This is a genomic window from Acinetobacter sp. IRS14 (assembly GCF_034650275.1).
Lineage (GTDB): Bacteria > Pseudomonadota > Gammaproteobacteria > Pseudomonadales > Moraxellaceae > Acinetobacter > Acinetobacter oleivorans.
On the sequence record NZ_JAOVFN010000010.1, the window covers coordinates 119,213 to 129,818 of the forward strand.

The 10,606-nt window shown below is 38.9% G+C and carries 12 protein-coding genes and 1 tRNA gene; 12 read left to right on the forward strand and 1 reads right to left on the reverse strand.

Annotated elements, in window-relative coordinates; genetic code table 11:
• Nucleotides 1-47 precede the first annotated feature (47 nt).
• The 12 genes from ODQ17_RS11495 to ODQ17_RS11550 all read left to right on the forward strand — a co-directional run bounded on the left by ODQ17_RS11495 (nt 48) and on the right by ODQ17_RS11550 (nt 10,356).
• Nucleotides 48-1,424, forward strand: coding sequence for a Do family serine endopeptidase (locus ODQ17_RS11495; RefSeq protein ID WP_005307484.1), 1,377 nt, complete (start codon nt 48-50; stop codon nt 1,422-1,424).
• 124 nt (nt 1,425-1,548) lie between these two features.
• On the forward strand, nt 1,549-2,001 hold the full coding sequence (locus ODQ17_RS11500; RefSeq protein WP_004790729.1) for an acyl-CoA thioesterase: 453 nt from the start codon (nt 1,549-1,551) through the stop codon (nt 1,999-2,001).
• A gap of 174 nt (nt 2,002-2,175) precedes the next feature.
• Complete coding sequence (lepA, locus tag ODQ17_RS11505) at nt 2,176-3,993, forward strand: translation elongation factor 4 (protein WP_005307480.1); 1,818 nt, start codon at nt 2,176-2,178, stop codon at nt 3,991-3,993.
• Nucleotides 3,994-4,068: 75 nt separating this feature from the next.
• A complete protein-coding gene (lepB, locus tag ODQ17_RS11510; protein ID WP_004790734.1) occupies nt 4,069-4,896 on the forward strand; it encodes a signal peptidase I in 828 nt (275 codons plus the stop codon).
• A gap of 24 nt (nt 4,897-4,920) precedes the next feature.
• Complete coding sequence (locus ODQ17_RS11515) at nt 4,921-5,295, forward strand: DUF4845 domain-containing protein (protein ID WP_005307477.1); 375 nt, start codon at nt 4,921-4,923, stop codon at nt 5,293-5,295.
• On the forward strand, nt 5,267-5,959 hold the full coding sequence (gene rnc / locus ODQ17_RS11520) for a ribonuclease III (protein ID WP_004790741.1): 693 nt from the start codon (nt 5,267-5,269) through the stop codon (nt 5,957-5,959). The genes ODQ17_RS11515 and rnc overlap by 29 nt, the downstream gene beginning before the upstream one ends.
• Nucleotides 5,960-5,970: 11 nt before the next feature.
• A complete protein-coding gene (gene era / locus ODQ17_RS11525) occupies nt 5,971-6,993 on the forward strand; it encodes a GTPase Era (RefSeq protein ID WP_081399272.1) in 1,023 nt (340 codons plus the stop codon).
• Nucleotides 6,994-7,010: 17 nt separating this feature from the next.
• On the forward strand, nt 7,011-7,214 hold the full coding sequence (locus ODQ17_RS11530) for an NF038104 family lipoprotein (RefSeq protein ID WP_004790744.1): 204 nt from the start codon (nt 7,011-7,013) through the stop codon (nt 7,212-7,214).
• Between the two features lie 9 nt (nt 7,215-7,223).
• Nucleotides 7,224-7,937, forward strand: coding sequence for a DNA repair protein RecO (gene recO, locus ODQ17_RS11535; protein ID WP_107882892.1), 714 nt, complete (start codon nt 7,224-7,226; stop codon nt 7,935-7,937).
• Between the two features lie 13 nt (nt 7,938-7,950).
• Nucleotides 7,951-8,676: a pyridoxine 5'-phosphate synthase gene (gene pdxJ / locus ODQ17_RS11540; RefSeq protein ID WP_004790748.1), complete on the forward strand. Its 726-nt coding sequence runs from the start codon at nt 7,951-7,953 to the stop codon at nt 8,674-8,676.
• Between the two features lie 6 nt (nt 8,677-8,682).
• Nucleotides 8,683-9,327 (forward strand): tRNA-(ms[2]io[6]A)-hydroxylase, encoded by a 645-nt coding sequence (locus tag ODQ17_RS11545; protein ID WP_322903739.1) that lies wholly within the window; start codon nt 8,683-8,685, stop codon nt 9,325-9,327.
• Nucleotides 9,328-9,597: 270 nt separating this feature from the next.
• The gene (locus tag ODQ17_RS11550; protein ID WP_005307465.1) at nt 9,598-10,356 is read left to right on the forward strand and encodes an SDR family oxidoreductase; all 759 of its coding nucleotides are present in this window, start codon (nt 9,598-9,600) and stop codon (nt 10,354-10,356) included.
• A gap of 169 nt (nt 10,357-10,525) precedes the next feature.
• Here the strand turns inward: ODQ17_RS11550 and ODQ17_RS11555 are convergent.
• Nucleotides 10,526-10,601, reverse strand: a tRNA-Asn gene (locus ODQ17_RS11555).
• Nucleotides 10,602-10,606: the final 5 nt, after the last annotated feature.

The window sequence follows — 10,606 nt, forward strand, 5'->3', positions numbered from 1 at the left end:
AACAGTTTTATTCTTATTCTCGTAGACCAATTGTGGGTGAGCACCGAATGAAAACTCGCTATTTACAACAAGGAATGTATGCAGCGGTATTTACAGTTGCTGCTGTTCAGGCAAATGCTGCTGTTGATTTTTCAAACCTCGTTGAACAAGTTAGTCCAGCAGTGGTGAGTGTAAACGTCGTAAAAAAAATGACTCAGGATGAACTGTTGCAGCAGCAAGTCCCTGAAATTTTGAAACGTTTCTTTGGAAATCAGGTCATCATTCCACAGCAACAGGGTCCACAAGAAAAAACTGCATACGGTAGTGCATTTTTTATTAGTAAAGATGGTTACCTACTCACCAACCACCATGTGATTGAAAATGCCTCACGCATTAGTATTACTTTAAATGACCGCCGTGAAATTGATGCAACTGTGGTTGGGAGTGATGAGCGTACAGACGTTGCATTGTTAAAGGTGACTGGAAATAGCTATCCAGCTTTACGCGTAGGAAATGTTGATCGTTTGCGAGTGGGAGAGCCAGTTTTAGCAATTGGTTCGCCTTTCGGTTTTGACTACTCTGCGTCGGCAGGTATTGTGAGTGCTAAATCACGAAATATGAGTGGTGAAACTTCGGTACCATTTATTCAAACTGACGTTGCGCTAAACCCAGGTAACTCTGGTGGTCCACTATTTAACCAAAATGGTGAAGTAGTCGGGGTAAACTCTCGAATATTTAGTGGTACTGGCGGCTATATGGGCTTGTCTTTTTCTATCCCGATTGACGTAGCGATGGATGTAGCCGAACAGCTTAAAACTAAAGGTAAGGTAACACGCTCTTATCTTGGTGTGATGATGCAAGACATTGACCGAAACCTTGCTGATGCTTACAAGTTACCAAAACCTGAAGGTGCTTTAATTACTCAAATTTCTCCGAACTCACCTGCACAAAAAGCAGGCTTGCGAGCTGGTGACGTGATTTTGAAATATAACGGTAATCCGGTATCGCGCACGAGTGAATTACTCTACGCATTAAACAAAGTACAGCCGAATCAAACTGTTCAGTTTGAAGTATTGCGTGATGACAAAACCCGTAATATTTCAGCAACTTTAACGACTGCTCCAGATGAAACGCCTGCCACAGGTGCACAAAGTACTGTATCTAAAGGACCAGTTTTAGGAATGAGCATTCGTGATTTAGCTGAGCCAGAAAAAAGTGCTTTGAGTGTAAAAGGTGGTATTTATGTACAAGATGTTCGCCGTGGTGGCCTAGCATCATTGTCAAATATCATTCCGGGTGATGTGATTGTTCAAGTCAACAATAACCAGATTTTAAATAGTCAGGATTTTGCAAAAGTCGTTTCTAACTTGCAAAAAAATACGGTAGCGCGTGTTGCAATTATTCGTCAGGGACAACGCGCAATGCTTGGTTTACGTATCCAGTAAACTTAAAAAAGAAACAATGAACCACCCTAAACATGGGTGGTTTTTTGTTATTTATCTTGAGCGTATAGTGATATCTACCTACACTTATTTCAGTTTGAAATTTAATAAATAAGAGTGAACATTTGTGAGTAGTATTTTTGATTTACATATTCAGGTGCAGCCACATCATATTGATGCCTTAGGACATGTGAATAATGTGATGTATGTACAGTGGATGCAAGATGTAGCTGCTGCTCATGTTGAGACCTTAGGAGTCGGGGTAACTAAATATCTTGAACTAAAACATGCAATGGTTGCGGTTGAGCATCATGTGCAATATCGTAAAGCTGCATTTGAAGGCGAACAAATTGTATTACGCACTTGGTTGGATGATATCAATGCTCTTTATTCGTTCCGCCAATATGTATTTTTCCGCCCATCAGATCAGGCCGTATTATTTGTCGGAAATACTAAATGGGCATGCATTGAAATTGCTACAGGACGTCCAAAACGAATGTCTCCAACTTTTACCCATGCATACAAGCCGCTTGATTCAAGCATAAACCCTTATGATTTTACTATTTCGTATGCTCAATAACCTGAAGTAGTGGGCTCACTTTGATTGTCATTTTTAAAACATAAGTACAAAGCTCATGATTATTTTGGATACTTTAAAATATCCATCTGTTATAATCTCACGCAATTTATTTAACTGCTTTGGCTGTGTATTAAAACAAGCTACATAGCACTCTATATTTTCTCAAGGTAACCCATGGCGCAAGCTAAAAAATCCGTCGATATCAAAAATATACGAAATTTCTCGATTATTGCCCACATTGACCATGGTAAGTCTACATTGGCTGACCGTTTTATTCAGATGTGTGGTGGTCTACAAGATCGTGAAATGCAAGCTCAAGTCTTGGACTCAATGGAGCTTGAGCGCGAACGTGGGATTACCATTAAAGCCGCTTCAGTCACGCTATATTATACTCATCCTAATGGTCAAGAATATCAACTTAACTTTATTGATACTCCTGGACACGTAGACTTCTCTTATGAAGTTTCTCGTTCATTAGCTGCATGTGAAGGTGCACTATTGGTTGTAGATGCTGCACAAGGTGTAGAAGCACAATCAGTTGCAAACTGTTATACCGCGATTGAACAAGGTCTCGAAGTTCTTCCTATTTTAAATAAAATTGATTTACCGCAGGCTGAACCTGAACGTGTAATTCATGAAATTGAAGAAATTATCGGGATTGAAGCGACAGATGCACCAACCTGTTCAGCAAAAACTGGTTTAGGTGTTGAAGGTGTTTTAGAGCGTTTAGTCGATGTTATTCCAGCGCCTGAAGGCGATCGTGAAGCACCTTTACAAGCATTAATTATCGACTCATGGTTTGATAACTACCTAGGTGTAGTTTCTCTTGTACGTATTAAACAAGGTCGTATCCGTAAGGGCGACAAAATGTTGGTTAAATCGACAGGTCAAACTCATCCAGTAACTTCAGTGGGTGTATTTAATCCGAAGCATACTGAAACAGATATTCTTGAAGCTGGCGAAGTAGGTTTTGTAATTGCGGGTATTAAAGATATTTTTGGTGCACCAGTAGGTGACACGATTACTCTTACATCTACCCCGGATGTTGCGATTTTACCGGGTTTCAAAAAGGTTAAACCACAGGTTTATGCTGGTCTTTTCCCGATTGATGCGAGTGATTTTGAGCCATTCCGTGAAGCGCTACAAAAATTACAAATTAACGACTCAGCTTTATTCTTTGAACCAGAAAGCTCTGATGCATTGGGTTTTGGTTTCCGTTGTGGCTTCTTAGGGATGCTACACATGGAGATTGTACAAGAGCGTTTAGAGCGTGAGTACGATCTTGACCTCATCAGTTCTGCGCCTACCGTAATTTATGAAGCATTAACCAAGAAGGGCGAAACGATTTATATCGACAGTCCATCAAAAATGCCAGACGGATCGACTGTAGAAGATTTGCGTGAACCAATTGCTGAATGTCATATCCTTGTTCCTCAAGAATACTTAGGGAACGTAATGACCCTTTGTATTGAACGCCGTGGTGTACAAAAAGATATGAAATTCTTGGGTAACCAAGTTTCTATTACTTTTGAAATCCCGATGGCTGAAGTCGTTATGGATTTCTTTGACAGATTAAAGTCATGCTCTCGTGGCTTTGCATCGCTAGACTATAACTTTGTACGTTTTGAAAGTTCAGCTTTAGTTAAGGTTGATGTGTTAATTAATAGCGAAAAGGTTGATGCCTTGGCTATGATTTGTCACCGTAATGATGCACGCCATCGTGGTATTGCATTGGTTGAGAAAATGAAAGACTTGATTCCTCGCCAAATGTTCGATGTTGCTATTCAGGCAGCAATCGGTGCGCAAATTATTGCCCGTTCTACTGTAAAAGCGATGCGTAAAAACGTATTGGCAAAATGTTATGGTGGTGACGTTTCACGTAAGAAAAAACTACTTTCTAAACAAAAAGAAGGTAAGAAACGTATGAAACAAGTGGGAAGTGTTGAAATTCCACAAGAAGCGTTCTTGGCTGTATTGAAAGTAGAAAGATAAGAAATGAAGGTAGGGGAAGTAAGACATCACTTTTCCCTATTTTAAGACAAGCAGCTAGGCTGCGAGTGAGGTCGTGTGGATTTTGATTTTAATTTAATTCTTGTTCCAGTTACGCTGATTCTATTTGCAGTGTGGTTGTTAGATAAACTTGTATTCAAACAGCGTGCAAATAAAGGGCGCGGGAACGAAAATTTTGTTATTACATGGGCTTATGACTTTTGGCCAGTTTTAGCTGTAGTACTTGTACTTCGTTCATTCCTTTACGAACCATTTAATATTCCATCAGACTCTATGGTACCTACTTTAGAAACTGGTGATTTTATTCTGGTTAATAAATTTGATTATGGTGTACGTTTACCTATCGTTAATAAGAAAATTATTGATGTAGGAGAACCAAAGCGTGGTGATGTGATTGTATTCCGTTATCCACCTCAACCTACCATTAGTTATATTAAACGTGTAATCGGTTTGCCAGGCGATCATCTTGTTTATGATCATGGACAATTGATTATTAACGGACAAAAAGTACCGAAAGTATTAACACAGTTTAGCCGTGAAAAAGATGTATTAGATACACCAACGTCTATTTATCATAAAGAGACGATTGGTACGCACACCTTTACAATGCGTGAACTTGAAGGCGTAAATGTGGCGCGTCAAGCACCGTTTATCAACTATGTTGAAAATGGTAAATATGCAAACCAAGACGGTTTATATTGGGAAGTGACTGTTCCAAAAGGACATTACTTTGCAATGGGGGATAACCGTGATCAAAGTGCAGACAGTCGTTTCTGGGGCTTTGTTCCTGAAGAAAATTTAACAGGACGAGCATTCTATGTCTGGATGCATAAAGAACCGGGTTTACATCTTCCTAACTTTGGCCGAAATGGAAAAATAGATTAAAAACAACCATTAGGAAAAAAAGAAATGCGTAAGGCACAACAAGGTACTTCGTATTTAGCAATTTTATTTGGGGTGGTTATATTTGCGGTTGCAGTAAAAGCTGTACTTGCAGTTTGGCCAGCATATTGGGATGATCGATTGATTAATAATCAAATAGAAGAGCTTTTACAAGAAAGCTCTTCTGACATCACCCCGCAGAAGTTTATGACACAAATGGATCAGCGACTGGAAATGAACAATATTCGTGATCTTCATTTCAAAGAGATTGCGCAAGTGTTTAATGAGTCTGGTCTAAAAGTCCAAAAGAAATATGAGGTAAGAAAACCCTTCTTATCAAATATTGATTTAGTTTTAACATTTGAGAAGAGTTTTGATAAAACATCAGTTCAAACTAAGTGATCCTCGCTTATTGAGTCGAATCGGATATCAATTCAAGCAGCTTGAATTGTTACAGTTAGCTTTGACTCATCGTTCGGTGAGTCATAAATACAATTACGAGCGCTTGGAGTTTTTAGGCGATTCATTATTAGGCATGATTATTGCCAATTATCTATATCATGCCTATCCAAATGAAAACGAAGGTCGCCTAACGCGTATGCGAGCGACTTTAGTGCGTCAGGAAGCTTTAGGTAAGATTGCAACCGATTTGCAACTTAGTCGGTGTTTAATATTAAGTACGGGTGAATTGAAATCTGGTGGTCATCATCGTGAGTCAATATTGGCTGACACGGTAGAAGCCATTATTGGTGCAATTTATATTGATAGTGGTGATCTCAACTTACTTACAGATATTGTGCTAAAATGGTATGTACCGTATTTAGACCATATTGAGCCTACGGATCAACTTAAAGACCCTAAATCACGTTTACAAGAGTATCTACAAGCACGTAAAAAACCTCTCCCTGTTTACGAGGTTGTAGATATTCAGGGTGATGCACCTCACCAGCACTTTAAAGTTGAATGTTTGATAGATGGCTTATCAAAGATTCATGGTGAGGGTTCAAGTCGTCGTTTTGCCGAGCAGGCAGCAGCGGCGGAAATTTTAAAGTTATTGGAGCAATAACCTGCATGTCGATGCATTCTGATCAAATCAATCCAGATTCAAATGAGAACCAAGATCCTAATAATCTGATTGATCAATTTTTTAGTTCCAAAGGCGTAACAATTCCTTCGGATTTTAAGAGCGGATTTGTGGCGATTGTGGGACGTCCAAATGTGGGTAAATCTACCCTCATGAACCATTTGTTAGGTCAAAAGCTTTCTATTACTTCGCGTAAACCTCAAACAACACGTCATAAAATTATTGGTATTGATTCGCGTGAAAAAATGCAGGCGGTATATGTAGATACCCCGGGTATGCATAAAAAAGAAGTGCGCGCTATTAATAAAATGATGAACCGTGCAGCTCATTCTGCATTACGCGACGTCAATTTAGTCTTATTTGTTATTGATGCTTACAAGTGGACGCAAAATGACGACTTAGTGCTTGAAAAACTCAAAAATGCTGAAATGCCAGTTATTTTGGTGATTAACAAAGCTGATACTTTTGAAGATAAAAGAGATATTCTGCCTTTGATTCAAGAGCGCGCTAAGCTTATGAATTTTGCCGAGATCGTTCCTGTATCTGCATTACGCGGAGCAAATCTGGAACACTTGAGCGAAACGATTGAGAAGTATCTTCCTTACCAAGCACCTTTGTATTCATTTGATCAGATTACTGACCGTTCTGAACGCTTTTTAGCTAGCGAAATTATTCGTGAAAAAATCATGCGTCAGTTAGGTGAAGAATTACCTTATGATTTAACAGTACAAATTGAATCTTTCAAAACGGAAGAAGAGACTGTTAATGAAAAAACGGGTCGTTTAAAGCCAGCTTGTACTTATATTGATGCAACGATTTTTGTAGATCGTGCAGGCCAAAAAGCGATTGTGATTGGTGAAAAAGGTGCCAAGCTTAAAACAATTGGTATGGATGCTCGTAAAGACATGGAAAAAATGTTTGAGCAAAAGATCATGCTTACTTTGTGGGTTAAAGTTAAAGGTGGCTGGTCTGATGATGAGCGTGCTTTAAAAAGCTTAGGGTATAGTGATATCTAAAGGATAAGGATGCTGGTATGAAAACAATTACATCATTGGTCGCTATAATTGGATGTACATTGATGTTACAAGGTTGTGTATATAAGCTTGTAACCGTACCAGTAGGTATCGCCTATAAAACTACAAAAGGTGTTGTTAAAGGTACAGCGGCTGTTGTAGGGGCGGTAATTCCTGACGGTGATGATGAGGATGATAAAAAAGAAAAAGAATCTGAGGAATAGTTTCTTTTTATGATGCGCAATGAAGTCCTCCATGGATATATGATTCATCACCGTAAGTACCGTGAAAAAAGTCATATTGTGCATCTTTTTACACAGGAGTACGGGCGAGTCGATGGTATTTTAAGGCAGACTCCGCCCCCTCAATATCAGCCTATCCGCTTGCAAGCCACGGGTAAAAGTGAGCTGAAAAACTTTACAAAGCTTGAAATCTTAAATCAGCCTGTTTTCTTTTTTGGTGATGCTTTTTTTGCCGGATTTTATTTAAATGAAGTTGTTCTTAGACTTTGTCCCTTAGAAGAGACAATGCCACAAACGTTTGAGCAATATCAGTTAACGTTACTTCAATTACAAGAATTATCTTCCCACGAAAATCCTGACCTTTTTCTTCGGCAGATTTTGCGCCAGTTCGAGCATATTTTACTTCCTGAACTTGGATACGCGATTGATTTCTCAGTCGATACCCAACAACAGCCGATTCAGGCTCATCAGTTTTATCAATTTCAAGTGACAGAAGGCTTCGCTCCTGTTGTGCAGGCGAGTCGTTCTTCTTTGTCAGGGAAAGCGATTTTGTCTATGTTGGATTATGAGCAAGGGCAGGATTTTTCTCTCGAACAATTGCAATTATTAGGTAAACTATACCGTCAAATGATTACATCGCTTTTAGGTGATCGTCCCCTAAAAAGTCGACAATTGTGGATTCAAAACACTCAAACTCAATCGTAATTAGGATTTATTTATGGCTGCATTGCTTGGTGTAAACATAGACCATGTTGCTACTTTGAGACAGGCGCGCGGTACTACTTACCCAGATCCTGTAGAAGCTGCTCTTATTTGTGAACAAGCCGGTGCAGAGGGCATTACTTTGCATTTGCGTGAAGACCGTCGCCATATTCAAGATGATGACGTACGTCGCATGCGTCCATTACTAAAAACACGTATGAATCTTGAGTTGGCTGTTACTGATGAAATGGTCGAGTTTGCGAAAGAAATTCAGCCACAGCATGTTTGTTTTGTTCCTGAAAGACGCCAAGAAGTAACTACCGAAGGTGGTTTAGACGTAGTAGGTAACTTTGAAAAAGTTAAAGCTGCAACTCAGACTTTAGCTGCTATTGGCTGCGACGTATCATTATTTATTGATGCCGATTTAGCTCAAATTGATGCAGCAGTTGCATGTGGTGCACCTACGATTGAGTTACACACGGGTGCATATGCAGATGCGGCAACAGAGCAAGATCAACAGGCTGAGTTGGCGCGTATTATCAAAGGCGTTGAATACGCAGCTTCAAAAGGTTTGGTTGTAAATGCTGGCCATGGCCTTAACCTTAAAAATATTGCTCCAATTGCTGCTATCTCACAAATTCACGAGTTAAACATTGGGCACTCAATTATCGCAGATAGTGTTTTTGTAGGTCTGGTTCAAGCTGTTAAAGATATGAAAGCAGCAATTCAGGTGGCAGGTTAATTGGTTATGTCGAGTATCAATTACGATGAATTAATGCAACCTGTCTTGGCTTTTTTAGGCTGCCAAACACCAAAAGCATGGTTAGATGAGGCAATCAATAATCTAGATATTTTGATGCAAGATCATGCTAATTGTGAAAAAAAAGCAGCTAGTACAGCAATGAACTTAATGTTCCGTTATAGCTTCTTCCCTGATTTGCAAGTAAAGCTTGCGCAGCTGGTACGGGAAGAAATGCTTCATTATGAACAAGTACTTGAGCTTATGGATAAGCGTGGTCAAAAATGGGATGGCTTAAGTGCAGGACGCTATGCTGGTGGGTTGCGTAAAGAGATTCGTACTTATGAGCCAGAGGCTTTAATTGATGTACTTGTGGTAGGTGCTTTTGTTGAGGCGCGCTCATGCGAACGCTTTCATGCTCTTGCCCCACGTGTAGATGATGAGTTAGGACGCTATTATCGCTATTTGCTTAAGTCGGAGTCTCGTCATTTTGAAGACTACTTGGCACTTGCACTTGATGTTGCAAAAACTGCAAAAATGAAAAATCCTAAAGAGGATATTCAGCAGCGTATTGAGCATATTCGTGAGGTTGAAAAGAATCTGATTTTAACGCCTGATGACACCTTCCGTTTTCATAGCGGTGTGCCTGCATAATATTAGAAGTTTTGAATAAAAAAGTTTACCGTAAAAGGTAAACTTTTTTATTAGGTGAGCTTTATTTCTTCGGTGGTCTGCATGTTCTGCTTTTAGTTTTTAATGCATATAATTATTTAATAAATATATTTTTTATAAATTTTAATTTCTCTTAAAATTTTTTAAAAAACTTTTATTTTTTAAAGTAATAACGAATATTATGTAAATATAAAGATAGTTTTGTTCATAATCGGTTCAACTAAATTAGTCGAATATTTTAAGGATATAAGAATGTTAGCATTAGTTACAGGTGCCTCTGCGGGCTTTGGTTATAGTATTTCAAAAAAACTGATTGAGTTAGGTTACAAAGTTATTGGCTGTGGAAGAAGGGCAGAAAAACTAAAAGAGTTACAGCAAGAACTTGGTGAAAAGTTCTATCCCTTAGTATTTGACATGACAGATACCGTAGAAAATATAAATAAGGCCCTAGTTGATTTACCAGCCGAATTTCAAATCAGTCAAATTGATTTATTGGTAAATAATGCTGGATTGGCCTTAGGGTTGGAGTCAGCAGATAAATCAGATTTAGATGATTGGTACACTATGATTGATACTAATGTTAAGGGGCTTATTACTGTTACCCGACTAATTTTACCAAGCATGGTAAAGAAAAAGTCTGGCTTAATTATCAATATGGGCTCAATTGCAGGTACATACCCATATCCGGGTGGTAACGTTTATGGTGCAACCAAAGCATTCGTGGAGCAATTTAGTTTAAATCTTCGAGCTGATCTATCAGGTACCGGCATTCGAGTAACTAACATTGAGCCAGGGCTTTGTGGGGGTACAGAGTTTTCTTTGGTACGTTTTAAAGGTGACCAAGAAAAAGTGAACAGTCTTTATGATAAAAAGAATCCAATCTTGCCGGAAGATATTGCCAATACGGTAGCTTGGGTTGCCTCACAACCTCCGCACATTAATATTAATCGTATTGAAATGATGCCGACCACTCAGTCTTTTAATCCTTTAAAAGTGGTTGAAATGGAATAATGATTTAAGAAAGGAATATCTTTTTTTAAACTTAGATTAGATCATTAAGCCAAGTAAATGGTTTAAGCATGAAAATTAAATCCTCTATCTTGATAGGGGATTTTTTATAACTATTAATAAAATTATGGCAAAAAAAAGCCCGCTTTAATGCTGCGGGCTTTTTAGTATTTGGCTCTCCCACCTGGGCTCGAACCAGGGACCTGCGGATTAACAGTCCGTCGCTCTACCGACTGAGCTATTGGAGAATCTG

Coding starts and splice junctions, on each gene's coding strand:
- ODQ17_RS11495 (WP_005307484.1), top strand. CDS start 48: ATGAAAACTCGCTATTTACAACAAGGAATGTATGCAGCGGTATTTACA.
- lepA (WP_005307480.1), top strand. CDS start 2,176: ATGGCGCAAGCTAAAAAATCCGTCGATATCAAAAATATACGAAATTTC.
- ODQ17_RS11515 (WP_005307477.1), top strand. CDS start 4,921: ATGCGTAAGGCACAACAAGGTACTTCGTATTTAGCAATTTTATTTGGG.
- era (WP_081399272.1), top strand. CDS start 5,971: ATGCATTCTGATCAAATCAATCCAGATTCAAATGAGAACCAAGATCCT.
- ODQ17_RS11530 (WP_004790744.1), top strand. CDS start 7,011: ATGAAAACAATTACATCATTGGTCGCTATAATTGGATGTACATTGATG.
- recO (WP_107882892.1), top strand. CDS start 7,224: ATGATGCGCAATGAAGTCCTCCATGGATATATGATTCATCACCGTAAG.
- pdxJ (WP_004790748.1), top strand. CDS start 7,951: ATGGCTGCATTGCTTGGTGTAAACATAGACCATGTTGCTACTTTGAGA.
- ODQ17_RS11545 (WP_322903739.1), top strand. CDS start 8,683: ATGTCGAGTATCAATTACGATGAATTAATGCAACCTGTCTTGGCTTTT.
- ODQ17_RS11550 (WP_005307465.1), top strand. CDS start 9,598: ATGTTAGCATTAGTTACAGGTGCCTCTGCGGGCTTTGGTTATAGTATT.